19 protein-coding genes and 1 tRNA gene are annotated in these 26,619 nt (G+C 68.5%); 13 read left to right on the forward strand and 7 right to left on the reverse strand.

What is annotated here, in order from left to right:
* Nucleotides 1-18: 18 nt before the first annotated feature.
* The 4 genes from AVME950_RS06730 to pth all read left to right on the forward strand — a co-directional run bounded on the left by AVME950_RS06730 (nucleotide 19) and on the right by pth (nucleotide 2,638).
* Nucleotides 19-95: transfer RNA gene (locus AVME950_RS06730), tRNA-Gln, on the forward strand.
* 44 nt (nucleotides 96-139) lie between these two features.
* On the forward strand, nucleotides 140-1,114 hold the full coding sequence (locus AVME950_RS06735) for a ribose-phosphate pyrophosphokinase (RefSeq protein WP_272548852.1): 975 nt from the start codon (nucleotides 140-142) through the stop codon (nucleotides 1,112-1,114).
* Between the two features lie 147 nt (nucleotides 1,115-1,261).
* Nucleotides 1,262-1,897: a 50S ribosomal protein L25/general stress protein Ctc gene (locus AVME950_RS06740; RefSeq protein WP_272564888.1), complete on the forward strand. Its 636-nt coding sequence runs from the start codon at nucleotides 1,262-1,264 to the stop codon at nucleotides 1,895-1,897.
* Nucleotides 1,898-2,029: 132 nt separating this feature from the next.
* Nucleotides 2,030-2,638: an aminoacyl-tRNA hydrolase gene (pth, locus tag AVME950_RS06745; protein ID WP_284424693.1), complete on the forward strand. Its 609-nt coding sequence runs from the start codon at nucleotides 2,030-2,032 to the stop codon at nucleotides 2,636-2,638.
* Nucleotides 2,639-2,698: 60 nt separating this feature from the next.
* On the opposite strand, the gene AVME950_RS06750 is transcribed toward pth, so the two are convergent.
* A complete protein-coding gene (locus tag AVME950_RS06750) occupies nucleotides 2,699-2,968 on the reverse strand; it encodes a YfhL family 4Fe-4S dicluster ferredoxin (RefSeq protein ID WP_272564890.1) in 270 nt (89 codons plus the stop codon).
* Nucleotides 2,969-3,269: 301 nt separating this feature from the next.
* On the opposite strand from AVME950_RS06750, the gene AVME950_RS06755 reads away from it, so the two are divergent.
* The 8 genes from AVME950_RS06755 to AVME950_RS06790 all read left to right on the forward strand — a co-directional run bounded on the left by AVME950_RS06755 (nucleotide 3,270) and on the right by AVME950_RS06790 (nucleotide 12,171).
* Nucleotides 3,270-4,232 (forward strand): ABC transporter permease, encoded by a 963-nt coding sequence (locus AVME950_RS06755; RefSeq protein WP_272548856.1) that lies wholly within the window; start codon nucleotides 3,270-3,272, stop codon nucleotides 4,230-4,232.
* A complete protein-coding gene (locus tag AVME950_RS06760; RefSeq protein ID WP_284429216.1) occupies nucleotides 4,232-5,119 on the forward strand; it encodes an ABC transporter permease in 888 nt (295 codons plus the stop codon). Before AVME950_RS06755 ends, AVME950_RS06760 begins: the two co-directional genes overlap by 1 nt.
* 28 nt (nucleotides 5,120-5,147) lie before the next feature.
* Nucleotides 5,148-6,164 (forward strand): ABC transporter ATP-binding protein, encoded by a 1,017-nt coding sequence (locus AVME950_RS06765; protein ID WP_284429587.1) that lies wholly within the window; start codon nucleotides 5,148-5,150, stop codon nucleotides 6,162-6,164.
* On the forward strand, nucleotides 6,161-7,099 hold the full coding sequence (locus tag AVME950_RS06770) for an ATP-binding cassette domain-containing protein (RefSeq protein WP_284429217.1): 939 nt from the start codon (nucleotides 6,161-6,163) through the stop codon (nucleotides 7,097-7,099). The genes AVME950_RS06765 and AVME950_RS06770 overlap by 4 nt, the downstream gene beginning before the upstream one ends.
* A gap of 125 nt (nucleotides 7,100-7,224) precedes the next feature.
* Nucleotides 7,225-8,715, forward strand: coding sequence for an ABC transporter substrate-binding protein (locus AVME950_RS06775; RefSeq protein ID WP_284429218.1), 1,491 nt, complete (start codon nucleotides 7,225-7,227; stop codon nucleotides 8,713-8,715).
* A gap of 17 nt (nucleotides 8,716-8,732) precedes the next feature.
* A complete protein-coding gene (locus tag AVME950_RS06780; protein WP_284429219.1) occupies nucleotides 8,733-10,175 on the forward strand; it encodes an amidase in 1,443 nt (480 codons plus the stop codon).
* 101 nt (nucleotides 10,176-10,276) lie between these two features.
* Nucleotides 10,277-10,882 (forward strand): hypothetical protein, encoded by a 606-nt coding sequence (locus AVME950_RS06785; RefSeq protein WP_284429220.1) that lies wholly within the window; start codon nucleotides 10,277-10,279, stop codon nucleotides 10,880-10,882.
* Nucleotides 10,883-10,929: 47 nt separating this feature from the next.
* Nucleotides 10,930-12,171, forward strand: a complete 1,242-nt coding sequence (locus AVME950_RS06790; RefSeq protein WP_284429221.1) for an MFS transporter — start codon at nucleotides 10,930-10,932, stop codon at nucleotides 12,169-12,171.
* 129 nt (nucleotides 12,172-12,300) lie between these two features.
* On the opposite strand, the gene AVME950_RS06795 is transcribed toward AVME950_RS06790, so the two are convergent.
* The 6 genes from AVME950_RS06795 to AVME950_RS06820 all read right to left on the reverse strand — a co-directional run bounded on the left by AVME950_RS06795 (nucleotide 12,301) and on the right by AVME950_RS06820 (nucleotide 25,466).
* Nucleotides 12,301-14,112: a leucine-rich repeat domain-containing protein gene (locus tag AVME950_RS06795; RefSeq protein WP_284429222.1), complete on the reverse strand. Its 1,812-nt coding sequence runs from the start codon at nucleotides 14,110-14,112 to the stop codon at nucleotides 12,301-12,303.
* 286 nt (nucleotides 14,113-14,398) lie between these two features.
* Entirely contained in the window at nucleotides 14,399-15,610 is a 1,212-nt protein-coding gene (locus tag AVME950_RS06800; protein ID WP_284429223.1) for an FAD-dependent monooxygenase, read from the reverse strand.
* Between the two features lie 102 nt (nucleotides 15,611-15,712).
* Complete coding sequence (locus AVME950_RS06805) at nucleotides 15,713-18,235, reverse strand: putative bifunctional diguanylate cyclase/phosphodiesterase (protein ID WP_502869383.1); 2,523 nt, start codon at nucleotides 18,233-18,235, stop codon at nucleotides 15,713-15,715.
* Between the two features lie 77 nt (nucleotides 18,236-18,312).
* Nucleotides 18,313-21,651 (reverse strand): EAL domain-containing protein, encoded by a 3,339-nt coding sequence (locus AVME950_RS06810; RefSeq protein WP_284429225.1) that lies wholly within the window; start codon nucleotides 21,649-21,651, stop codon nucleotides 18,313-18,315.
* A gap of 74 nt (nucleotides 21,652-21,725) precedes the next feature.
* On the reverse strand, nucleotides 21,726-24,641 hold the full coding sequence (locus AVME950_RS06815; protein ID WP_272564904.1) for an aconitate hydratase: 2,916 nt from the start codon (nucleotides 24,639-24,641) through the stop codon (nucleotides 21,726-21,728).
* Between the two features lie 534 nt (nucleotides 24,642-25,175).
* A complete protein-coding gene (locus AVME950_RS06820; RefSeq protein ID WP_272548868.1) occupies nucleotides 25,176-25,466 on the reverse strand; it encodes an H-NS histone family protein in 291 nt (96 codons plus the stop codon).
* A 247-nt stretch (nucleotides 25,467-25,713) separates the two neighbouring features.
* Between AVME950_RS06820 and AVME950_RS06825 the strand changes: the two genes are divergently transcribed.
* A complete protein-coding gene (locus AVME950_RS06825; RefSeq protein ID WP_284429226.1) occupies nucleotides 25,714-26,559 on the forward strand; it encodes a symmetrical bis(5'-nucleosyl)-tetraphosphatase in 846 nt (281 codons plus the stop codon).
* Nucleotides 26,560-26,619 lie beyond the last annotated feature (60 nt).

The raw sequence follows: 26,619 nt of genomic DNA on the forward strand, positions 1-26,619 counted from the left end.
TCAGTGATCGACCTGTGTAGGGGAGTCGCCAAGCTGGTTAAGGCACCGGATTTTGATTCCGGCATGCGAAGGTTCGAATCCTTCTTCCCCTGCCAAATACTTTCGCACACGGGCTTTTTTTTAGACTGCTGGGTCGCTCATGCAAGCCAATCACCCCGACTTCATGGTTTTCACCGGCAACGCCAATCCTGGGATGGCGGCGGATATTGCCCGGCACCTCGGCACCACGCTGGGTGCAGTGGACGTAGGCCGTTTCTCCGACGGCGAAGTCACTGTCGAAATCAAGCAGAACGTTCGTGCCCGCGATGTGTTCGTCGTGCAGTCGACCTGCGCGCCGACCAACGAAAACCTCATGGAACTGCTGATCATGGTCGATGCGCTCAAGCGCGCTTCGGCCGAACGCATCAGCGCGGTGATTCCCTACTTCGGCTATGCCCGCCAGGACCGCCGTCCACGCTCCAGCCGCGTGCCGATCTCCGCCAAGGTCGTGGCCAACATGCTGCAGGCCGTGGGCGTGGCCCGCGTGCTGACGATGGACCTGCATGCAGACCAGATCCAGGGCTTCTTCGACATCCCCGTGGACAACATCTACGCATCGCCCGTGCTGCTGGGCGACCTGCGCCAGAAACAATACGACGACCTGATCGTCGTGTCGCCCGATGTGGGCGGCGTGGTGCGCGCACGGGCCCTGGCCAAGCAGTTGAACTGCGATCTGGCCATCATCGACAAGCGCCGCCCGAAGGCCAACGTATCGGAAGTGATGCACGTGATCGGCGAGATCGACGGCCGCAACTGCGTGATCATGGATGACATGATCGACACCGCCGGCACGCTCGTGAAGGCCGCCGAAGTGCTCAAGGAACGTGGCGCCAAAAAGGTGTACGCCTATTGCACGCACCCCATCTTCTCGGGCCCGGCCATCGAGCGCATCGCCAAGGGCTCCGCACTCGACGAAGTGGTCGTGACCAACACCATCCCCTTGAGCGAAGCCGCCAAGGGATGCACCAAGATTCGCCAGCTCTCCGTGGCACCGCTGATCGCAGAAACGATCCAGCGCATCGCCAAGGGAGAGTCGGTGATGAGTCTGTTCTCGGACCAGGACAACCTTTTCTGATGACGTCCGCCCTCGGGGCGGAAGGGATGGCAGACCTCCTTCGGGAGGTTTGTTCGTTCGGGAACACAAGCAGGTCCGCTGCCAGGTGGCACGGGTCTTTTTCAACAGGGCCGAGCTGGTCGCGGCCGGCCCTCACAGGAGCTAACCATGAACTTCGTCGCTTTTGAGCGCGCCAAGCAAGGTACGGGTGCGAGCCGCCGTCTGCGCAACACGGGCAAGACGCCCGGCATCGTCTACGGCGGTGCCGCCGAGCCCCAACTGATCGAGATCGACCACAACGCGCTGTGGCACGCCCTCAAGAAGGAAGCCTTCCACTCCAGCGTGCTGGACATGGAAGTGGCCGGCACCACCTCCAAGGTGCTGCTGCGTGACGTGCAATACCACCCCTACAAGCAACTCGTGCTGCACATCGACTTCCAGCGCGTGGATGCCAAGACCAAGCTGCACATGAAGGTGCCACTGCACTACAGCGGCGCTGAAGAATCCGACGCCGTGAAGGTGGACAAGTGCCTGGTCAACCCCGTCGTGAACGAACTCGACGTGTCGTGCATGCCTTCGGACCTGCCCGAATTCATCGCCGTGGACCTGACCAAGCTGAAGAAGGGTGCATCGCTGCACCTGAAGGACATCAAGCTGCCCCGCGGCGTGAGCGCCGTGATCCGTGGCGGCCAGAACAACCCCGTTCTGGTGTCCGTGACCAACCCCGTGGTCGAAGTGGAAGCACCTGCTGCCGACGCAGCACCTGCCGCCGACGCCAAGGGCGGCAAGGGCAAGAAGAAGTAAGTAATCTTCGCCCCAACTGTCGCCGTCCCGGCGGCAGGCAACCTCCTGGCGGGCCGCTCCGGCGGCACCGCTCCGAACGGCCCACCTGCGTGGGCCGTTTTTCTTGGGCACACACGGATAATCGCGGACACCATGATCAAACTGTTTGTGGGCCTGGGCAACCCAGGGCCCGACTACGACGCCACCCGCCACAACGCCGGATTCTGGTGGATCGATGCACTGGCCCGCGAACTGAAAACCACGCTGGTGCCGGACCGCAACTACCACGGCCTCGTCGCCCGCACGAACGTGCATGGGCAGAGCGTCTGGCTGCTGGAGCCTCAGACCTTCATGAATCTCTCGGGCAAATCGGTGGCGGCGCTGGCGCGGTTCTTCAAGATCCAGCCTGACGAAATCCTGGTGGCGCACGATGAACTCGACATCGCCCCGGGCCATGTGAAGCTCAAGCGCGGCGGCAGCCATGCCGGCCACAACGGGCTGCGCGACATCCATGCGCAACTGGGGTCGGCGGACTACTGGCGCCTGCGCATCGGGATCGGGCACCCGGGCATCAAGGCGGAAGTGGCCAACTGGGTGCTCAAGAAGCCATCGCCCGACCAGCGAACGCTGATCGAAGACAGCATTGCCCATTCGTTGAAGGCGCACCCGGCGATGCTGGCGGGCGACATGGAAAAGGCCACCCTGCTGGTGCACACGACCAAGCCCCCGCGCCCCAAGCCGCCACGGCCTGACGGCGTTTAACTGCTATTTTGAGAGCTGCCCGCGCAATACCTTCTTGCGTGGGAGACGGAACCGCCTGGATCAGGACGCCGCGCCCTGGGCCGCCGCGGCTTGCAGGCGCTCGTACTTCTGGAACAGGGTTTCCCGGCTTTCCACGTGCTGCGGGCTGACCGGAATGCAGGCCACGGGGCAGATCTGCACGCACTGCGGTTCATCGAAATGGCCCACGCACTCGGTGCATTTGGCCGGGTCGATTTCATAGATGGCCTCGCCCAGGTAGATGGCCTGGTTGGGGCACTCGGGCTCGCACACGTCGCAGTTGATGCACTCGTCGGTGATCATCAAAGCCATGGCGATCTCCTGGCACAGGCCTGGGGCGCGCGAAAGGCCGCAAGGGCACGGAGGGCGGACGTCATGCCGGGATTATCCCCGCCCCGGCAAGTCCCTGGCGCAGGCGGGGCGGTCTGCCCCCCATGCCCCATCCCCGCGCGCACCTGCGCCGGCCCATTCGGCCCCGCACCGCAACAGGCACCAGTGCACTGCACACGTCCCGCCTCCGACCGCCGTGCGGTGTTTGCCGCTATGCTGCACCCACACCGCCCTGCCCCTTTCGGCAGCCCGGACGCCTTGCGGCGCCCTTCCGATCCATCCCATGGGACCCTTCCTCCTCAAACGGCTGCTCACGCTCATCGCCACGCTGGCCGGGGCGTCGGTGGTCGTGTTCGTGGTGCTGGAGATCCTGCCCGGCAATGCGGCGCAGATGCTGATGGGACCGGATGCCTCGCCCGAGGCCGTGGCCGCCCTGGCGACGAAGCTGGGGCTGGACCAGCCCGCGCTGCAGCGCTACGGCCACTGGGTGGGCGGGCTGCTCACGGGCCAGCTGGGCGACAGCTACGCCTACGGCACTCCGGTGCGGGATCTGGTGCTGGAGCGGCTGGCGCTCACCGTGCCGCTGGCGCTGATGGCCATGGCGATCACCACCGTGCTGGCGCTGCTGGCGGGCGTGTACGCGGCATCGCGCCACAACCGCTGGGGCGACGTGGGCGTGATGGGGCTGGCGCAGATCGGCATCGCCATTCCGAATTTCTGGTTCGCCATCCTGCTGATCCTGCTGTTCTCGGTGAAGCTGCAGTGGTTCTCGGCGGGCGGCTTTCCGGGCTGGACCGAGGACAGCGGCGGCAGCCCGCTTGAGGCGCTGAAGGCGCTGCTGCTGCCCGCGATCTCGCTGGCCGTGGTGCAGGCGGCGATCCTGGCGCGCATCACCCGCTCGTCGGTGCTGGAGGTGCTACGCGAGGACTTCGTGCGCACGGCCCGCGCCAAGGGCCTGTCGCGCCGCGCGGCGCTCTGGGGCCACGTGCTGCGCAACGCGATGATTCCCGTGGTGACGGTGATGGGCCTGCAGTTCGCCAACCTGCTGGCCGGCACCATCGTGGTCGAGAACGTGTTCTACCTGCCGGGCCTGGGGCGGCTGATCTTCCAGTCGATCGCCAACCGCGACCTGATCGTGGTGCGCAACTGCGTGATGCTGCTGGCGGCCATGGTGATCGTGGTGAACTTCGTGGTGGACCTTCTCTATGCCGCCATCGACCCGCGCGTGAAAGCGAGCGACCTGTGATGCCCCCGTCCCCCGCCACGCCCTCCCAGCCCGTCCCGGCAGCGGAGGCCGCGCCGTCCGGCCTGCGCCGCGCGCTGCGCCACCGCAGCTTCGCCATCGGCGCGGTGCTGTCGCTGCTGCTGGTGCTGGCGGCGCTGGTGTCCTTCGTGTGGACGCCCGGCTCGCCCTACGACATGGACATGGAGGCCAAGCTGCTGCCCCCCTCGGCCGCGCACTGGCTGGGCACCGATGCGTTCGGGCGCGACGTGGCCTCGCTGCTGCTGGTGGGGGCGCGCAATTCCATCCTGGTGGGGGTGATCGCGGTGGGCATCGGCCTGTCCATCGGCACGGCGCTCGGGCTGCTGGCGGCGGCGCGGCGCGGCTGGGTGGAAGAACTCATCATGCGGATGGCGGACTTCACCTTCGCGTTCCCGGCGATTCTCTCGGCCATCATGCTCACCGCCGTGTTCGGGGCGGGCGTGGTCAATTCGATCATCGCCATCGGCATCTTCAACATTCCCACCTTCGCCCGGGTCACGCGCGCCTCGGCCAATGCCGTGTGGTCGCGCGAATTCATCCTGGCGGCACGCGCCTGCGGCAAGGGCCCGTGGCGCATCACGCGCGAGCACGTGCTGCCCAACATCGCGGCGGCGCTGATCGTGCAGGCCACGATCCAGTTCGCGCTGGCCATCCTGGCCGAGGCCGCGCTGTCGTACCTGGGCCTGGGCACGCAGCCGCCGCAACCGTCCTGGGGCCGCATGCTGAGCGAGGCGCAGACGCTGATGTTCCAGGCGCCGCTGCTGGCCGTGTGGCCCGGCGTGGCGATCGCGCTGGCGGTGCTGGGGCTGAACCTGCTGGGCGACGGCCTGCGCGACCTGCTCGACCCGCGCCTGTCGCGCCAGCGCTGACGCCATGGCCCCCCACGCCCCGCCCGCCATGCCCTTGCTCGAAGTCTCCGACCTGCATGTGCGGCTGCACACGCACCGCGGCCCGGCCGATGCCGTGCGGGGCGTGGGCTTCACGCTCGAACGCGGCGAGACGCTGGGCCTGATCGGCGAGTCGGGCTGCGGCAAGTCGCTCACCGCCATGGCGCTGATGGGCCTGCTGCCGGACCGCGCCACCACGCGCGGCAGCATCCGCTTCGACGGCACCGAGCTGCTGGGCCAGGACGAGGCGGCGCTGTGCCGCATCCGCGGGCGCCGCATCGGCATGGTCTTCCAGGAGCCCATGACGGCGCTCAACCCGGTGCACACCATCGGCCGGCAGGTCGCCGAGCCGCTGCGGCGGCACCTGGGCCTGCCGGCCGCCGCGGCGCGCGCACAGGCCGTGGCGCTGCTGGACCGCGTGGGCATTGCCCGCGCGGCGCAGCGCTTCGATGCGTTCCCGCACCAGTTCTCGGGCGGGCAGCGCCAGCGCATCACCATCGCGATGGCGCTGGCCTGCGGGCCGGACCTGCTGATCGCCGACGAACCCACCACCGCGCTGGACGTGACGGTGCAGCAGCAGATCCTGGGGCTGATCGGCGAACTGGTGGCCGAGCGCGGCATGGCGCTGATCCTGATCTCGCACGACCTGGGCGTGATCGCGCAGAACGTGGACCGCATGCTGGTGATGTACGGCGGCACGGTGGTCGAGCGCGGCCCCACGGCGGCAGTGTTCTCGGCCATGGCCCACCCTTACACGCGGGGGCTGTTCGCGGCCCGCCCGCGGCTCGACGCGGCTGCGTCGGGAAGGGACGCCCACGGTGCGCGCGTGCGCCTGCCCACCATCGCCGGCACGGTGCCGGAACTGGTGGACCTGCCGCCCGGCTGCCCGTTCGCGGGCCGCTGCGGCTTCACGGTGCCCGCGTGCTACCCGGCCCTGCCGGCGCCCGTGCCGCTGGGCGACGGCCATTCGGCCCGCTGCATTCGCCTGGACGCGGTGGCGGAAGCGGCGCAGGAGGGCCGGGCATGACCTTGGATGGCACTATCAAAAACATAGCAACCACGGCAATCAGTACTAGGGCACAGGACCGATTCGACCCCGAAGAGCCCCCGCTGCTGCAGGCCACCGGCCTGGTGCGCGAATACGCCCTGCCGCGCGAGCGCCTGTGGTCGCCGCCGCCCACGGTGCGGGTGCTGGACGGGGTGAGCCTGTCCATCGCCGCCGGCCGCAGCCTGGGCGTGGTGGGCGAATCCGGCTCGGGCAAATCGACGCTGGCGCGGCTGGTGATGGCGCTCGATGCACCCACCGCCGGCAGCGTGCACCTGCTGGGCCGCGACCTGCACGCGCTGCCGGCGGCCGAACTGCGGGCCGCGCGGCGCGACTTCCAGATGGTGTTCCAGGACCCCTACGGCTCGCTCGATCCGCGCCAGACGGTGGCGCGCATCGTGGCCGAGCCGCTGCAGGCGCTGCCCGCCACGCCGGGCACGGCGAAGGTGTCGCGCGCCGAGCAGCGCGAGCGGGCGGGCGAGGCGCTCGCCCAGGTGGGCCTGCGCACGAGCGACCTGGGCAAGTACCCGCACGAGTTCTCGGGCGGGCAGCGCCAGCGCATCGCCATCGCGCGCGCGATCGTCACGCGGCCGCGGCTGGTGGTGGCCGACGAGCCGGTGAGCGCGCTCGACGTCTCGGTGCAGGCCCAGGTGCTGAACCTGCTGCAGGACCTGCAGGAGCGCTTCGGCATCACCTACCTGCTCATCAGCCATGACCTGGCCGTGGTCCACCACCTGTGCGATGAGGTGGTGGTGCTCTACCAGGGCCGCATCGTGGAGCGCGGCACGCCCCAGGCGCTGTTCACCCAGGCCGAGCACCCCTACACCCGCGCGCTGGTGGCCGCCGTGCCATCCATCGAACCCGGGCGGGCGCGTGCGCCGGCGGCGCGGCGCCCCCCGGCCGGGCCCGGGGTGTAGTAAAAAGCCTGTTGGCCGCCGAGGGCGCGTGCCGCCGGCCGATCCACCCCGCCGATCCGATGCCGCCGCCCGCCCCCTCGCCTTCCGTCCCGCCCCTGGTCTGTTCCTATCCGGAGAATCCGCCCATGCTGAACCGTCGCACCGTCCTCGCCACCGGCGCCCTGGCCACCGTGCCGCTCGCCGCGCCCCTGCAGGCGCTGGCCCAGGGCAAGAAGGACGCCGTCACCCTCGCCATGACGCTGGAGCCCCCGGGGCTGGACCCGACGGCCGGCGCGGCCTCGTCCATCGGCGAGATCACGCTGTACAACGTGTTCGAGCCGCTCACCAAGATCAACGCGGACGGCAGCGTCTCGCCGCTGCTGGCCGAAAGCTGGGAGGTCTCGCCCGACCTCAAGACCTACACCTTCAAGCTGCGCGGGAACGTCAAGTTCCACAACGGCGCGCCGTTCAACGCGGCTGCCGTCAAGTTCTCGTTCGAGCGTGCGGCGGGCGACAAGAGCACCAACAAGGACAAGCGCACCTTCACCAACCTCACCACGCAGGTGGTGGACGACCTCACGGTGGTGGTGATCAACAAGGACATCGACCCCGACCTGCTCTTCCTGCTGGGCCAGGCCACCGCCGTCATCGTGGAGCCGGGCAGCGCCGACACCAACTCCACCAAGCCCGTCGGCACGGGGCCGTACCGGCTCGAATCGTGGAGCAAGGGCGCCTCGGTCACGCTGGCGCGCTGGGACGGCTACCGCACGGCGAACGCGATGCACATCCGCCGCGCGACCTTCCGCTTCATCTCGGACCCGGCCGCGCAGGTGGCGGCCCTGATGGCGGGGGACGTGGACGCGTTCCCGCGCGTCACGCCGCGCAGCGTGGCGCAGTTCAAGGCCAACCCGCGTTTTCAGGTGATCGTGAGCGGCTCGCGCGCCAAGACCATCCTGGCCATCAACCAGCAGAAGAAGCCGCTGGACGACGTGCGCGTGCGCCGCGCCATCGCGGCCGCCATCGACCGCAAGGCCGTGATCCAAGGCGCCGGGGACGGCCTGGGTGTGCCGATCGGCAGCCACTACGTACCGGGCGCTTTCGGCTACCTGGACACCACGGGCATCAACCCCTTCGACCCCGAAAAGGCGAAGAAGCTGCTGGCCGAGGCCGGCGTGAAGACGCCGCTGGAGCTGACCATGACGCTGCCGCCCACGCCCTACGCGCGCCAGGGCGGCGAGGTCATCGCGGCGCAGCTGGCCAAGGTGGGCATCGTCGCCAAGCTGCAGAACGTGGAGTGGGCGCAGTGGCTGAGCGGCACCTACGGCAACAAGAACTACGACCTCACCCTCATCTCGCACGTGGAGCCGTTCGACCTGGGCAACTTCGCCAAGCCCGACTACTACTGGGGCTACAACTCGCCCAAATTCAACGCGCTGTACGAGCAGATCAAGAACGCCGCCCGCCCCGCCGACCGGGCGCGCCTGCTGGGCGATGCGCAGCGCCTGCTGGCCGAGGATGCCGTGCATGCCTTCCTGTACCAGCCGCAATGGGTCACGGTGGCCAACAAGAACCTGCGCGGGCTGTGGAAGGACATGCCGATCTTCGTGAACGACCTGTCGGCGATGTCCTGGGCCTGAGCGTGAACGAGCCCGCCATGCCCCAGGCCGCCTCCACAACGCCCGCATCGTCCGCCTCATCCGCACTGCACGACCTGCCCGCCCACGCCCTGCTCGACGCCTACCGCAGCCGCCGCCTGTCCCCGGTGGAGGTCACGCAGTCGGTGCTGGACCACATCGCCCGGTGGGAGCCCCACCTGTGCGCCACCTACCTGCTGCGCCCCGAAGCGGCCCTGGAGCAGGCCCGCGCGAGCGAGGCGCGCTGGCTGCGCGGCGCCCCGCAGGGCCTGCTGGACGGCGTGCCCGCCACCATCAAGGAAAACATCGCCACCGCGGGCGACCCCACGCCGCTGGGCACGGCCGCCACGGTGCTGGTGCCGGCCCCGGCCGATGCCCCGCCGGCCGCGCGGATGCGCGAGGCCGGCGCGGTGATCGTGGCCAAGACCACCATGCCCGACTACGGCATGCTGTCGTCCGGGCTGTCGAGCTTCCATGCGCTGGCGCGCAACCCGTGGGACCGCTCCAAGGGCCCGGGCGGCTCCAGCGCCGGCGGCGGCGCGGCCGCGGCGGCGGGCTACGGGCCGCTGCACATCGGCACCGACATCGGCGGCTCGCTGCGCCTGCCGGCCAGCTGGTGCGGCATCTTCAGTTTGAAGCCCAGCCTGGGCCGCATTCCCATCGATCCGCCCTACACCGGCCGCGCCGCCGGCCCGATGACGCGCACCGTGGCCGACGCCGCGCTGATGATGCAGGTGCTGAGCCAGCCGGATGGGCGCGACAGCATGGGACTGCCGTTCCAGCCCATCGCCTGGGGCGATGCCGCGCGCGGGCCCGAGCGGCTGCGTGGGCTGCGCCTGGGGCTGCTGCTGGATGCCGGCTGCGGCCTGCCGGTGGACCCCGAGGTGCGCGCCGCCGTCGAGCAGGCCGCGCGCTGGTTCGAGGCGGCCGGTGCCCGGGTGGAGCCCATGGCGCCCTTCATGACGCCGGGCATGCTCGATGGCATGGACCATTTCTGGCGCATGCGCTCCTACACCGACCTGCAGACCCTGCCCGAGGAGCGGCGCGCCCGCGTGCTGCCCTACATCCGTGCCTGGGCCGACAGCGCCGCGGGCCTGTCGGGCACCGAAGTGTTCCACGCCAGCCAGCAGTTCCACGCGACGCGCGTGGCCACGGTGCAGGCCTGCAGCGCGTTCGACTACGTGCTCTCGCCCGTCGCGCCCATGCCCGCCTTCGCGGCCGAGCTGCCCTCGCCCACCGACGACCCGCTGCGCCCGCTGGAGCACATCGGCTTCACCGTGCCGTTCAACATGTCCGAGCAGCCCGCCGCCTCGGTGAACTGCGGGTACACGGCGGCGGGCCTGCCGATCGGGCTGCAGATCGCCGGGCCCCGCTTCGACGACCTGGGCGTGCTGCAGGTCGCCCATGCCTTCGAGCAGATCCGCGGGCCGCAACGCCCCTGGCCCCAGCCCCCCGGGGCCTGACGGGTGCGCCCGCGGGCGCGCCTTTCAGGCCCATGTTCCTTTCAACGCCTGCCCTGCTTTCCTTCACCCCCGTTTTCCGACACCACGGCCCGACCCCGCACATGGACACCTTTCTTCTGGCGATCCTGATCGCCACCGGCACCTACGCCCTCAACGCCCGCCAGCAGCGCCGGCGCATCGCGCTGCTGGCGCGCCACCTGGCCAACTACCAGATCGAGAAGCTGATGGAGAACCTCACCGAGGGCTACCTGCGCGCCCTGGGCGAGAGCGAGCCGCAGCGGCGCGACCAGATCTGGAGCCTGCTGACCACCACCGAATCGCAGCTGACCGAGCAGTTCAACCGCTTCACGGCCGAGTTCTCGCGCCTGGACCCGGCGCTGACCCGCGTGAGCCGCATCGCGATCAGCCTGCCGTTCGCCAACCAGCTGTTTCCATCGGCCGCGTTCGACATGCGCAAGGCCCTGCTGGTGCATGCCCAGGGCATCGACCGCGCGGTGCGCAACGAAGCCGGCCGCGATGCGCGCGACAAGGCCTTCACCCTGTCGGCCGAGCTGTTCCTGATGCAGCACACCTGCCACTGGTTCTGCAAATCGAAGACCATCGCCTCGGCCCGCATGATGGCGCGGCACCAGACGCCTTACGACCAACTCGTGGCCTCGGTGTCGCCGGAGACGCGAAAAGCCTATCTGGCGCTGGTCAACGGCTGACCGCCCTCATCGTCCACACCCCGCCCCACCCCACCCCGCCATCGCCCATGCCGACCGCGCCCGCCGCACCGCCACCCGCCGCCCTCGCGCCGCGCGAGGCCTGGGGCATGCTGCTGGCGCTGGTGTCGGGCTTCGCGCTGAGCCAGGCGTTTCGCACCATCACGGCGATCATCGCCACAGGCCTGCGGGCGGAGTTCGGGCTGTCGGCCGCGGCGCTGGGCGCCTTCGCCGGGGCGTTTGCTTTCGCCTTCGGCACCATGCAGCTGTTCATGGGCATCGGGATCGACCTGTACGGCGTGCGGCGCACGCTGCTGGCGGCGTTTCCGCTGGCCATCGCGGGCGCGCTGCTCTCGGCGCTGGCGCCGGGCTACGGACTGGTGCTGCTCGGGCAGGCGCTGATCGGCGTGGGCTGCGCCCCGGCCTTTTTGGTGTGCACCGTGTTCATCGCGCGGCATTTTCCGGCCCAGCGGTTCGCGGTGGTGTCGGGCGTGGCCATGGGCGTCGGCGGCCTGGGCATGCTGTTCACGGGCACGCCGCTGGCCTGGCTGGTGCAGCACGCGTCGTGGCGCTGGGGGTTCGGCGTACTGGCGGGCCTGGCCGCGCTGGCGTGGCTGCTGATCTTCTGGAAGGTGCACGAGCCCGCGCGGCCGCACGCTGACGGCGCCCCGCGCGAATCGGTGGGCGCCGCCGTGCGCGGCTTCGCGGCGCTGTTCCTGCTGCCGCACACAGCGGGCATCGTGCTGCTGGCGCTCAACACCTACGCGTCGTTCCTCGCACTGCGCGGGCTGTGGCTGGGGCCGCTGCTGATCGAGCGGCACGGCTTTTCGCTGGTGCAAAGCGGCAACGTGGCCGTGGTGGTGTCGCTCGTGTCGCTCTTCAGCCCCGCGCTGTTCGGGCGGCTGGACCCGGGCCCCGCGCGGCGCCGGCGCTGGATCGCCGGGTTCACCGGCGTGCTGGCGGGGCTGTTTGTGGCCATCGGGTTGCTGCACCAGGCCTGGCTGGACGTGGGCGGCGCCATCGGCGTGGGGCTGCTGTCGGGCTACATGGTGCTGCAGTACGCCGACGTGCGCTCGGCCTACCCCGCCGCGATGACCGGCCGCGCCATGGCCGTGTTCACCATGGCGATGTTCCTCGGCGTGGCGCTGATGCAGTGGCTGACCGGCGTGGCCGCGGCCATGGCAGCGGCGCACGGCGTGGAGCCATACACGGCCGTGATGCTGACGATCGCGGCGCTGCTGGCCACCGGCGTGCTGGCGTTCCTGCGGCTGCCCGCGCCAGCGCACGCCTGAGCGGGAGGGCGCGGCCGGCCACTGCGCCGCAGGCCGCAACCGGGCTTCAAGCCCCATCGGCCTCCAGCGCAATCGACACCAGGGCATGACGCTACCAATTCAATAGCGCACCAAAGGCGCTGGCGCTGCCTACCGGATGCGCCATTCACCATCCACCAGCGCCCGGGCCCGCCGGTCGATGGAGTCATTCACTTTGGCCTCCGCCTTTTTAGACTCCCGCATCGCTTTCGCTTCGCTGATGACGCCCTTCTCCGCGTTCTCGAACTGCGCCATGGCCAGTTTGGTCGCGGCTTCCTGCTTGGCTTTTACCTTGACGTCGTGCATGGAAATGTAGGCCCGCAACGGCGCCCACATGCGCGTCAGGCGAGGATCGAGCAGGTCTCTTTCGTGGAGAAGCGCTTCGCGCGACATGCCCAGACCGGGATCGCGAAGAGCGCCCTGCAGCAGGTCAAGCGCCGCGCGCGGGTCTTGCGTATGCATGATCTTGTGCTCCAGCATTTTGGAGAACCCGGTTTTGACGTCGCCCAACACGGCCGGGCCGTCACGCACCTGCGTCACGCCATCGGCATCCACGGCCTTGAGGGTGTGTTCGCTCAAAAACTGGTCGAAGCTGCTTCGAAACCCGGCAGAAGCGATGGCCTCGGCCACGATCTGATCCAGAAGGGCCCGGTCTTCCCGTGTCAGCGATCGGCCCAACATCACCGCGTCGTGGGACAGCCCCGCCCTCCACTTGTCAAAGCGCGCGGTCAGGTCGGGGTCGATGCGCTTGAGCTCACGCCGGAGTTCAGCCCCGTGGTTCCGTGATGGTCCAGCCTGCCGGGTCGCGGGCGTCGTCGGTGGCCGCATCCTCGCTGTGGGCGCCTGCGCCGCTTGGCGTGCAGCCTGGGGGTGGCGGATTTGCTGCAATTGGCCGCGCAAATGATCGGGCACCTGGATGACGCAGTTGGCGGGCAACCGGGCCAGGGACTGGGGCAGGGTCTGCAGTTTTGTGCCCTCCAAGTCCAGGAACTGCAGGTTGGAAAGGTCTCCCACGCTGTCGGGCAAACGCGCCAGTTTGGCATTCCCTTGGAGGATCAATGTCTGGAGCCCCTGCATGTCGCCGATGTTTTCGGGCAATTCCCGGATGTGCCGAGAGTGCGACACGCTCAATTGCGTCAGGTGGCGCAGTTCGGTGATGCTGGCTGGCAGGCTCGAATATTCCCCGCAACCCAACTCGAGCGTGCGCAGGCTTTGCATGCGACCCAAGTCCAAGGGAAGTTCTTTCAATGAATTCCCGATCAATTGCAGAGTGTGCAAGTTGGGGAGGGCCGTCAGCGACGCCGGCAGGCTCTCCATCTCTTGGTTGGTGGCCAGCGTCAGATGGCGCAACTGGCGAAGCTCACCCAGGGTTTCAGGCAGCGAGGTCAGCCCGGTGTTGGTCAGCGACAGCTCCAGCAGGCCTTGCAGCCGTCCGATCGCATCGGGCAACGTCTTGGCAGGAAGGCCCCACGCCACCACGAGCCTGGAACTGTCTCCCATGGCCACGCGGCGCATCGCGGTGGCCACCCCTCGCAAGACATCCTGTGTCGTGTCTCTGTCTTCAACGTCATCGTAGAAGTCGACGTTGCCATTCACCTTGTCTGCCAGCGGCAGGCTGCGCTCGAGCCAGTCGTCGATATCGCGCACCACGCTGCTGGCCAGGGCAGCCGACGAGGTACCCGCCGCTGCGGCCGGATGCAGCGGCGAACGCGGCGGTGAACTGGAAGCGCGCCCAACCACGGAGCTTCGGGGCGCCATGGTGTTTTCCGCCTGGGCATTTTCACGGCGCCGCGCGGTCAGCGGACTGCCAGAGCCTTCGGCTGCACGGGGAGAACCGCGTGGCGGCGTGTTCTCGGCAGGTGCACGTTCCGTTGGACCGGTTCGGGGACGGGAATGGAAAAGGCGATGGATGGTGTTGAACATGGAGGTGCGCCGAAGGCTTGGCGGCTTTGGAGTTGCAGCGCACCTCAGGCTACTTTCCGTCCAGCGCAATCGCTGCGCCAAAACCGAAAAGGTCACAGCGCTGCGCGAACCGACTTCCTGCCGTGATGCCAACACGGGGCGTTGACGGCGCGCCGACGCCCTGTCGCCAGGATCGGAAGACCGGAAGGAAGTCCGCATCCGCGCACCGCGTCGGGGAGGACTTCAAGCCCAATCGGCCTCCAGCGCAATCGACACTAGGGCATATCGCTATAAATTCAATAGCAAACTACAAGGAGCTGGCACTGGAGCCATCGCCCCGGTAAAGCCAGGGCACGTCCAGCAGGCGCTCGCCCAGCAGCCGCAGCGAGGCATCGCGCGCCCAGCGCACCGGGCCGGTGGCGTGGAAGATCCGCCCGTTGCGCGTGGAGCGCGCCTGCACCCGGGCGTTGCGCTGCCAGCGGTTGAGGGCGTAGCGGCGCAGGCGCAGGGGCACGTCGAGGTCGTGCATGGACAGGGCGCGCTGCAGCTCGGCGGCGTCCTCGATGGCCATGCCGGCGCCCTGCGCGAGGTAGGGCCGCATGGGGTGCGCGGCATCGCCCAGCAGGGCGACCCGGCCGCGCGCCATGCCGTCGGCGCCGCGCACGGGCGGGCGATCGCACAGCGGCCACAGGCGCCAGCCGCCGCCGGCGTCGGCCACGCCGCTCACCGCCTGCTGCAGCGCGGGGCAGGCACCGCGCAGCGCCGATGCCAGCCCGGCGGCGTTGGCGGCGTGGTCCCAGCCCTCCAGGTCGTCCGGCGCCGGCCCTTGCACGATCACCACCAGGTTCTGCAGCTCGCCCCGGCGCACCGGGTACTGCACGGCATGCAGGCGCGGCCCCAGCCACGCGGTGACCTGGCGGGTGCGCAGCACGTCGGGCAGGGCGTGCTGCGGCACCAGCGCGCGGTAGGCCAGGTGCCCCGTCACGCGGGGGCGCGCGTCCCCCAGCAACGCGGCGCGTGTGCGGCTCCACAGGCCATCGGCGCCCACCAGCGCATCGCCCTCCACCTCCTTGCCGCGGCTGGTGCGCACGGTGACGACGCCCTCGGCATCGGAGAAATGGTCGATGGCGTGGGCCAGCGAGATCTGCGTGTCGGTGTACTTGGTGACGGCGGCGAGCAGCAGCCCGTGCAGGTCGGCGCGATGGATGGTGGCGTAGGCCGCGCCGTAGCGCGCCACGGCCGTGGGCCCCAGGGGCAGCACGGCCAGTTCGGCGCCGCTCAGCGCGCTGCGCACCTGCAGACGCTCCGGGAACGCGGCCACCGACTGCAGCCGGTGCTGCAGGCCCCAGGCCTGCAGCCGGCGCACGACGTTGGGGCCGAGCTGCACGCCCGCGCCCACTTCGCTGAAGGCCTCGGCGCGCTCGTACAGGCGCACGTCCCATCCCGCCCGGGAGGCGCCCAGCGCCGCCGCGAGCCCGCCGATGCCGCCGCCGGCGACCAACACCTGTTGTTTCTGCATGCGGGCGATTGTGCCCGCGGCGGGGCTGGCACCCACACGTGGCAGATCAAGGAAGAAATGATCCCGCCCTTCGCAAGGGCCGGGTGCCGGCCCCGCCGGGGCTCAGAGCGCGGGCCGCACCGCCCGCTCCAGCACCGTGGCGGGCGCCGGGCGCCCGAACAGGTAGCCCTGGAAGGCATGGCAGCCGTGGCGCTGCAGGAACTGCAGCTGGCCCGTGGTTTCGACGCCCTCGGCCACCACGTCCAGGTCCAGGCTGTGCGCCAGGGCAAGGATGGTGCGCACGATGGCCGCGTCGTTGGGGTCGGTCAGCACGTCGCGCACGAAGCCCTGGTCGATCTTGAGCTGGTCGATCGGCAGGCGCTTCAAGTAGCTGAGCGACGAGTAGCCGGTGCCGAAGTCGTCCAGCGAAAAGCCCACGCCGTGCGCGCGCAGCTTTTCCATGCGGGCGATCACGTCCTCCACGTCGGTGAGCAACAGGCTTTCCGTCAGTTCGATCTTGAACAGCCGCGGCTGCGCCCCGCTCTCGCGCAGCGCCTGCAGCACCTGATCGACGAAGTCGGGCTGGCGGAACTGGCGCACGCTCACGTTCACCGACAGCACCAGGTGCGCCGTGGCCGCGCTGCGGGACCAGGCCACGAGCTGCCGGCAGCCGTGCTCCAGCACCCACTGCCCCAGCGGCACGATGAGGCCGCTCTGCTCGGCCACCGGGATGAACTCGCCCGGCGACACCATGCCGCGCTGCGGATGCTGCCAGCGCACCAGCGCCTCGGCGCCGAGCATCTGGCCGCGCCGGTCCACGATGGGCTGGTAGTGCAGCATCAGCTCGCCCCCCTGCAGCGCGCGGCGCAGCTCGGCTTCCAGGGCGGCCCGAGCACTGACGGCGGCCTGCATGCCGGGGTCGAAGAAGCGCACGGCGTTGCGGCCGGCCGCCTTGGCCTGGTACATGGCCATGTCGGCGTGCTTGAGCAGGTCGTCCACGCTGCCCGCGGATTCGCCGAAGAGCGTGAGCCCGATGCTCGGCGTGCTGTGGTGGCTGATGCCGTCCAGCAGGTACGGCAGGCTCAGGGCGTTGCCGATCTTGCGCGCCAGCAGCGAGGCATCGGCGCTGGCGGCCCAGGCCTCGGCGGGCAGCCCTTCGGCCAGCACCACGAACTCGTCGCCGCCGAAACGGGCCACGGTGTCGCTCTGGCGCACGCAGCCTTGCAGGCGCTGGGCGACCTGCACCAGCAGGCGGTCGCCCATGTCGTGGCCGAGCGTGTCGTTCAGGTCCTTGAAGTTGTCCAGGTCGATGAACAGCAGCACGCCGTGCCGCCCCGTGCGGCCGACGGACAGCGTGGCACGGTAGAGCCGGTCGATCAGCAGCCGCCGGTTGGGCAGGCCGGTGAGCACGTCGAAGAACGCCAGCCGCTCGATCTCGGCCTCGACCTGCTTGCGGTCGGTGATGCTGCGGCCGACGCCCCGGTAGCCCTGGAACGCACCGGCCTCGTCGAACACGGGCACACCGCTGATCGACACCCAGTAGGCCGTGCCGTCCGATGCCAGCCGCTGCAGTTCGAGCTCCCGGAAGGGTTCGCGCGCATCGAGCAGCCGGCGGTGGGCCGCCCAGTCCTCCTCGGTCATGTTGAGGGCGCCCAGCTCCCAGCGGGTGCGCCCCACGACTTCGCCGGGCTCCATGCCCACGGGGTTGCGCCCGCCCACGAAGTGGATGAACCGGAAGGACGCGTCCTGCTCCCAGTACCAATCGGAGGAAAGGTCGCTCAGGCTGCGAAAGCGCGCCTCGCTCACCCGCAGTTCGGCCTGGGTGCGCACATGGTCGGTCACGTCGGTGAAGGTGCGCACCATGCCGCCATCGGGCAGTTGCGTGGTGTGCACTTCCAGCGTGCGGCCGTGGCGCGTGCGGCGCCAATACACCGCAGGAGACGGAAGGCCGCCAGCGCTTTGCACATAGGCACGCGCCTGCGCATCGACCAGTTCCGCGCTTTCGCCGAAATCGCCGCGCGCTTGCTGCAGCTGCTTGAGCTCCATCAGCGTGGGCCGGGCATCGAGCAGTTCGCGCGGCAGCTCCAGCAACTCCAGCACCCGGTCGTTGTAGACGGTGATGCGGCCGTCGGGCCCCACGGTGTACAGACCCTGGCTCATGCTGGCCAGCGTGGTCTGCAGCAGCGCGCGCTGCGAAGGGGGTTCGTCCGGCCACGGCAGCGCGGGCAAGGCGGCGGGCATCGGACCGTGCGGCGCATGCGCCTGCAGCAGCGCCGCCAGCCGCTGGGCCAGTTGCGGCAGGTGCGCGCCGCCTTCGGCGCGCAGCACGTAATCCCCGGGCCCCAGGCGCAGGGCACGCGCGGCGAGCGCCTCCTGCGCAGGGTCCAGGCAGAGCACCAGGGGCTGGGTGCGCGCCTGGGCCGCCCAATCCGGCAAGGCGTTCGCACCGCGTTCCAGGTCCAGCACCAACGCCTGGCAGGCCTGCGGCACCGCGACCACGGGGGACCGTGCCACGCCATCGCTACCGGCCGCGAATTCCGCGGGGGACACTTCCCAGTCGGGTCGGTGGCTGGCCAGCCAGTGCATCGCCGCGCGGGCCGGTGCCGCGCCGGCGCCCACCCATCCGATGCGCGGCCGCGCCGCCATGGCGGTGGATACCGGCGCCCCGCCCGTTCCCAGAGGGCACTGGGCGGGTGCGGCAGGGGGAGCGGTGGACAGCGCGCTCATGCCATGCCAGCTTCTGCGGCCGCAGGCAGGGTGCCCGGCAATTGCTGGTCGCGTTCGAACTGGGCCACCGGGCTCGGCCTGCCGAACAGGTAGCCCTGGAAGCCTTCGCAGCCGTGCAGCTTGAGAAAGGCCAGTTGTCCCGTGGTTTCCACCCCTTCGGCGACCACCTGCAGGTCCAGGCTCTTGGCCAGGGCAAGGATGGTGCGCACGATGGCGGCATCGTTGGGATCGGTGAGCACGTCGCGCACGAAGCCCTGGTCGATCTTGACCTGGTCCAGCGGCAGCCGCTTCAGGTAGCTCAGCGATGAATAGCCCGTGCCAAAGTCGTCGAGCGAGAAGCCCACGCCCTGCTTCTTGAGCTGGGCCATGCGCTGGATCGCATCCTCGATGTCGCCCAGCAGCAGGCTCTCGGTCAGCTCCAGCTTGAGCCGCTGGGGGTTGGCGCCCGTGCGCTGCAGCGTCTCCAGCACCTCGGCCGCGAAGGCCGGCTGCCGGAACTGCCGTGCACTCACATTGACGGCGATGGTCAGCCGCGCGGTGTCGGGGTGCTCGGCCCATCGCACCAGCTGCTCGCACGCCGATTCGAGCACGAAGCGCCCCAGCGGCAGGATGAGCCCGGTCTGCTCGGCCAGCGGGATGAAGTCGCCGGGACTGATCATGCCGCGCTCCGGGTGGCGCCAGCGCACCAGGGCTTCGGCGCCGCACAGCTGAGCGCGGTGGTCCACGATGGGCTGGTAGTGCACCGTGAGTTCGTGGCGGGCCAGACCCTGGCGCAGATCGGCTTCCAGGTGCGAACGGGCATGCACCTGGGCCTGCATTTCCGGGTCGAAAAAGCGCTGCGTGTTGCGGCCTTCGGCCTTGGCCTGGTACATGGCCAGGTCGGCGCGCTTGAGCAGCTCGTCCACGCTGCGCGGCTGGTCGCCGAACAGCGTGATGCCGATGCTCGGCGTGCTGTAGTGCTGCTGGGTGCCCAGCATGAAGGGCTGGTTGAGCTGCAGCAAGAGCTTGTCGGCCACGTGCTCGGCCTGCGTCGCTGCCTCGGTCAGCCCGGCATCGAGGTTTTCCAGCATCACCACGAACTCGTCGCCGCCGAAGCGCGCCACCGTGTCGGTGGCACGCACGCATGACACCAAGCGCGTGGCCACCTGCGCCAGCAGCTGGTCGCCCATGTCGTGGCCCAGCGTGTCATTCAGGTCCTTGAAGTTGTCCAGGTCGATGAACAGCAACGCGCCCAGCTGGCCGTTGCGCTGGCAGACGGCGCTGGCGCGCTGCAGGCGGTCCAGCAGCAGGCGGCGGTTGGGCAGGCCGGTGAGCGCATCGAAGAAAGCCAGCAATTCGATCTGCTGCTCGGCCTTCTTGCGGTCGGTGATGTCGCGGCACACGCCCAGCAGCCCGGTGACATGGCCGTGCAGGTCGCGGATGGGGGTTTTGATGGTTTCGAAGTAGCCCTCGTAGCCGTCCTCCTGGAACGTCAGGGTCTCTTCGTACACGAGTGGCTGCCAGGCAGCCATGGCGCGCTGGTCGAGCTGGCGCACCCGCTGGGCCTCGACGGCGGGTAGGAGATCGTCGTCCGACAGACCGATGATGTCGCGCTCGCGCCGCCCGATGAAGCGCTCGAAAACGGGGTTGCACGACAGGTAGCAGCCGTTCGCATCCTTGAGGAACACCACGTCGGGGATCGCGCTCACCAGGCTGGCCAGGCGGGTGCGTTGCTGCGTGAGTTCCAGCGCCATGCGCTTTTGCTCGGTCAGGTCGAACGCGAACACCACCACGGCCACCGTGCGGCCATCGGCGGCGACCTCCGGCACCAGCGTGGTGTGCCAGAACTGGGCCCCATGGGTTTTGGGAATGCGGTGCTCGAACACCACCGTCTCGCCCTGAAGCGCCCGGTCGAAATGCGGCTGGATCGGGGCCATCAGGTCGGCGGGCAGCACGTCCACGAGGAACTGGCCTTCGAGTTCCTCGACCGGACGGCGCAGCCAGTGCGCCTGCGAAGGGTTCACGTACACGATGCGCAGATCGCGGTCCAGCCGCGAGACGCCGCCCGGCAGGTGGCTGAGCAGGCTCGCCAGTTGCACCTCGTGCGCGCGGCTCAGGTCCTGGGCCTCCCGCTGCTCCGTGACGTCGGTCAGCACGCCGTCCCAGATCACGCGGCCCTTGTCCAGCGGCCGGGGGGTGGAGCTCATGCGCATCCAGCGCAACTGGCCGTTGGCCACGCGCATGCGTACCACCGAGTCGCCGACGCCCATGGTGCGGTAGGACGCCTCGTCCGACGCAGCGCAGGCCAGGCGGTCCTGCGGCTCCATCTGCTCGAAGAACAGGGTGGCATCGTTCACCACCGCCTGGGCCGAAATGCCGTTCAGGCGCTCGATCGCATCGCCCATGTGCACGAAATGCCAGCGGCCGTCTGCCTCGCGCACGCGCTGGTATAGGACGCTGTCGGGCAGGTTGCGGCCCAGCAGCTGCAGGCGGCGTTCGCTCTCCAGCAACCGGGCCTCGGCCTCGCGCGCACGGGCGAACGGCATGCGGATGCCGGCGATGAACACCGCCTGGAACATCAGCGCATACCCCAGCACGCGCAAGGCGTGCGCGAACGTGTCGACGAAGACCGGGTGCAGCGGGTACAGCAGCATGGCGAATTCCGCCAGCGCCAGCGCCGCCGCCGCGCAGGCCATGATGCGCCGGCGCCCCCGGCCGCGCTCGTTGCCAGCGGTGTCGTCCACCCGATACATGACCCAGGCGGCCATCGCCATGGCACTGCCGAGCAAGGCATCCGCCCCCATGGCGAAACGCTCGCCATGCGCCAGTCCAAACTGCTCGGGCAACCCGCTGGAGGCGGACCACACGAGCACCAGCGACACGCCGGCCGAGGCCACGGCCCAAGCCCGGCCGGGCCCGTGGAACGAGACCCGCAAGGCGAACAGCAGCAGGGTCAGCGCCTCGACCCCATGGGCCAGCAAGCCGAAATAGGAAGAGACATTCGCCCGGGTGACGGACGCCATGCTTTCCATCTGGTGCAGCAGGACGGCGTGAAGGAAATTGCAGACCGCAGCGGTGGCCAGCCCCGCCACGAGCACATTGGCGCGGCCTTGCTGCGTGTCGTCGAGCATGTGCAGGGACACCGCCACGGCCAGCAGGCCGATGAGCACCACCACCATGTCGAGGAAAGGCTCCAGGCCGTGCAGCCCCTGCAGGCCCGAACCCAGCAGTTGCACCACCGGCACCAGCAGCAGCGCCAGTACCGCCACCACCAGCATCAGCGTGACCGCGGGCGCCTCCGACAAAAGCGTCCGCGCGATGGCTGCAGTGACCGGACGGTGGGGAGGGGGGGTCATGGCGGCGGCGGGTTACCTGAACATATCGTCACAAGTGTATCGGGCCGCTCGCCCCCTGGGCGGATGTCCCCCAATCAGGCGGTCAACAACTGCCGAAGCACATAGGGCAGGATGCCGCCGGCGCGGTAATAGTCCACCTCGATCGGCGTGTCGATGCGCAGCGTGACCGTGACCTCCTGGCGCGAACCGTCGGCCCGGCGGATCGTCAGCAGCGCGTCGCTTTGCGGGGTGAGTTCCGAATCCGGAGCCACGTCGATCGTCTCGTTGCCGGTCAGGCCCAGCGACTCCCAGGAATCGCCCGCCTTGAACTGCAGGGGCAGCACGCCCATGCCCACGAGGTTGGAACGGTGGATGCGCTCGAAGCTCTTGGCCACCACCGCCTTGATGCCCAGCAGCTGCGTGCCCTTGGCCGCCCAGTCGCGGCTGGAGCCGGTGCCGTATTCCTCGCCTGCGAAGATCACGGTGGGGGTGTCTTGGGCGATGTACTTCATGGCCGCATCGAAGATGAACATCTTCGTGCCCTGCAGCTCCCCCTCGTTCTGGAACAGCGTGACGCCGCCCTCCTCGCGCGAGCCGTCGGCGGTGGGCGGAATCATCAGGTTCTTGATGCGCACGTTGGCGAAAGTGCCGCGCATCATCACATCGTGGTTGCCGCGGCGCGCGCCGTAGCTGTTGAAGTCCTGCTTCATCACGCCGTTGTGCAGCAGCCACTGCCCGGCGGGCGAGGTCTCCTTGATGGAGCCCGCCGGCGAGATGTGGTCGGTGGTGATCGAGTCGCCGAACAGCGCCATGATGCGTGCGCCCACGACCGACTCCGACGCCTTGGAGCCGTCCGCGCCCACCGCACGCTCCTTGGCCTCCAATGTGAACCGCGCGAAGAAGGGCGGCTCCGCGATGTAGGTGCTGGCGGGCCAGTCGTAGGTGTCGCCCTTCACGCCCTTGATGTTGTTCCAGAGCGCGCCCGGATCGGTCTTGACCTTGCCGTAGTTGTCACGGAAGGCCTTTCCGTTCATGGCGTAGCGCATCAGCGCGTGGATTTCATCGCTGGTGGGCCAGATGTCGCCCAGGTACACGTCGCGCCCGCCTTTGCCCTTGCCCACCGGCTCCGTCATGAGGTCGCGCAGCACCGTACCGGCGATCGCGTACGCCACCACCAGGGGCGGGCTGGCCAGGAAGTTGGCCTTGATGTTGGGGTGGATGCGGGCCTCGAAATTGCGGTTGCCCGACAGCACCGCCGCGCAGACCAGATCGTTGCCGGTGATGGCTTCGTTCAGCTCGGGCGCCAGGTCGCCGGCGTTGCCGATGCAGGTCGTGCAGCCATAACCCGCCAGCGCGAAACCGAGCTTTTCCAGATAGGGCATCAGGCCGGTTTCGGTGAGGTATTCCGTGACGATGCGGGAGCCTGGCGCGAGCGAGGTCTTGATGTGCGGCCGCACTTTCAGGCCGGCCTCCACGGCCTTCTTGGCCAGCAGTCCGGCGGCCAGCAGCACGCTCGGATTGGAGGTGTTGGTGCAGCTCGTGATGGCGGCGATCAGCACATCGCCGTTGCCGATGGTGGGGTCCACCCCCTTGGTCGGCAGGCGCACGGCGGCATCGGCATGCGTGACCGCCAGCGGCGGCTTGTTGTGCTCCATCTCGACCAGGAAGCGCGGGCCACCCGCAGGGGCGGGCTTCTCCGCCGGGACCGCCTCGCTCACGCCTTCGTCGCCCCGGTGGATGTGGTGCCGCGTGTGCAGCAGTTCGGCCGGGCGGTTGAAGCCGTTTTCCGCCGCGGGCTTGCTGAACAGCGACACGAAGTCGCTGCTCACGTTGCCCAGCTCGATCCGGTCCTGGGGCCGCTTCGGTCCTGCGAGGCTGGGGGTCACATCGCCCAGGTGCAGGCGCACGATCTTGGAGTAGTCGATTTCGCCGGCGAGCGGCACGCCGAAAAGGCCCTGGGCGCGGAAATACGCCTCGAACGCTTCGATCTCGCTGTCGGTGCGGCCGGTGCCCTTGAAGTAATCGATGGTCTTTTCATCCACCGGGAAAAAGCCCATCGTCGCGCCGTACTCGGGCGCCATGTTACCGATGGTGGCCCGGTCGGGCAGCGACAGCGTGCGCGTGCCCTCGCCGAAGAATTCCACGAACTTGCCCACCACCTTGTGCTGGCGCAGGATCTCGGTCACCGTGAGCACCAGGTCGGTGGCGGTCACGCCTTCGCGCAACTGGCCGGTCAGCTCGAAGCCCACCACGTCCGGGGTCAGGAAATACACCGGCTGGCCCAGCATCGCCGCCTCGGCCTCGATGCCGCCCACGCCCCAGCCCACCACGCCGATGCCGTTGATCATGGTCGTGTGGCTGTCCGTGCCCACCAGCGTGTCGGGGTAGTACACGCCATCGGCCCTCTTGTGCACCCCCCGCGCCAGGTATTCCAGATTCACCTGGTGGACGATGCCGAACCCGGGCGGCACCACGCCGAAGGTATCGAATGCCTGCATGCCCCACTTCATGAATTCGTAGCGCTCGCGATTGCGCTGGAATTCCAGCTTCATGTTCAGGTCCAGCGCCTTTTTCGTGCCGTAGTGGTCCACCATGATGGAGTGGTCCACCACCAGGTCCACGGGCACCAGCGGCTCGATCTTCTTGGGCTTCTTGCCCAGGCGCTGGGCCACGCTGCGCATGGCGGCCAGATCGGCCAGCAAAGGCACTCCGGTGAAATCCTGCAGCACCACGCGCGACACGACGAAGGGAATCTCGTCCTTGCGGTCGGCCACCGGCTGCCAGCGCGACAACTGCTCCACGTGTTCCGCCGTGACCTTGCGGCCATCGCAGTTGCGCAGCACCGATTCCAGAACGATCCGAATCGAAACCGGCAGCCGTTTGATCGACGGGTATTGCTTGGCCAGTGCCGGGAGCGAATAGAACTTGCCGCTTTTACCGGACCCCGTCGTGAAATTCTTCAGGGTGGATGCGAACGCGTGGCGGGAAACCGGGGGTGACATCGAGGCCATGTAGTGCTACTCCTGTGGGGACGAGAGCACCTATTCTGGCAGTCCTACATATCGATGCAATCGTGGGGTAATCGCATGCACGACATTTCAGAGAGTCCACCGCCAAACTCCAGGCAAAACGCCCGATCACAAGGCCTGCCGTCCTACGCGATGGGAACCGCAGCGCGAGTAAGTGCGCAACCATATACCGCGGGCCATTTCGATTAATGAAATACCGCACCGTGGAATCTCCGTTTTTATTGAATCATCTCTCTTGAAATTAATCGCTGTGCAGCACTACCCCTGATGAAGGTGAAGACAATTCCCAATGGTTGGGATTTCGAGACAAGACGCAACGCAGAAAGCACTCAGTGCACCCATGAACGGGAAGCCAAGACACACATCATGGATGCCCATGCCGCCCCACCAAACGGAACGGTATTCCGTGGCCATGAAAAAAGCCCGCCAAGGCGGGCTGTTTATTGCGTGGGCTGCTCTTGCCAATCCGCAGCGCCGACAAGGTCTGCGCGGGATCTGGAATTCAAGGTTTGCCCATCAAATGGCGAATTGCTCGCGGTCTTGGTTCTGGATCCACTTGGGAGCCTTGCCACGGCCCGTCCATGTCTGGCCCGTCGCAGGATCGCGATATTTGGGAGCGACTTTGACGCCGGCGCTGGCACTGCGGGCGCGGCCCGTAGGAAATACGTCTTGGGCGGTCAGGCCATACTCCGCCACCAGATTGCGAACCTGATTGATGGCATCGGAAAGTTCGCGGCGACGTGCTTCGCCGATTTGCTGCTCAAGTTCTTCACGCTGTTTCAGCAGGTCTTTGTAGCTAGTGCTCATGGTAGTGTGCGGAGATTAATAACGAAGGCCGCATTATAGGTATCTTTCAATATCGTGCAGAGAAAGCGGGCGCAATCCACCTCTTGAATAACCCATCGATTTCTGGAATTTCGGGGAACTCTGCCAGCTCAGCCATATCGAAGCGCGCGCCCCGATTTGCATCGGCTGGGCTATCCCGGCCTGGGCGATTACCTGGCACAACTCCGTGCAGCCGCGACAATGCGGGTTTACCACCTTCGGAAACGCCATGGCGCTCTACTGCATCGGGGATATTCAAGGCTGCGATACGGCATTGCAGCGCCTGCTGGACCACATCGGGTTCTCTCCCAGCCGCGACACGGTTTATTTGCTGGGCGACCTGGTGAACCGAGGCCCTGATTCCGCAGCCGTGCTGCGCCGCTGCATGCAGCAGGGTGACAGCCTGCGCAGCCTGCTGGGCAACCACGACCTGCATCTTCTGGCGGCCGCCCACGGGGCCCGCAAGCCTTCCCGCCGCGACACGCTGGACCAGGTGCTGCAGGCACCCGACCGCGAGGCCCTGCTGGACTGGCTGCGCCATCAGCCGCTGGCACGCCAGCATGTGCATGGCGGAGAGCCCCTGTTGATGGTCCACGCGGGCGTATTGCCCTCGTGGTCGGCCCAGGAGGTGCTGGCGCATGCCGACGAGGTGCAGGCCGTGCTGCGCGGTGCCGACATGCCCGCATTCCTTCACGCCATGTACGGCAACACGCCCGACCGCTGGGACCCCACGCTGACCGGGACGGACCGCTTGCGCGTGATCGTCAATGCCCTCACCCGATTGCGCTTCTGCACCCCCGAGGGCGCCATGGATTTCGAGAGCAGCGAGGGTGCCAGCGCTGCCCCCGCCGGCCTGATGCCGTGGTTCGAAGCACCGGGCCGAAAGACGCAGGACGGGCTGGTGGCATTCGGGCACTGGTCCACCCTGGGCTGGATGAACCGCTCCAACCTGTTGGCGCTGGACACCGGTTGCGTGTGGGGAGGCTGCCTCAGCGCGGTCCGCTTTGGCCGCACGTTGGCAGACCGCGAGCACTGCCATGTCGATTGCGAGGAGGCGCAAAAGCCAGGGGCCTGAACAAGAACGGGCCACCCACTGCCCAACGGCAACAAGAAATCACCCAGGGCCTGAGCGGGT

It is taken from the genome of Acidovorax sp. SUPP950 (assembly GCF_030158935.1).
GTDB lineage: Bacteria > Pseudomonadota > Gammaproteobacteria > Burkholderiales > Burkholderiaceae_C > Paracidovorax.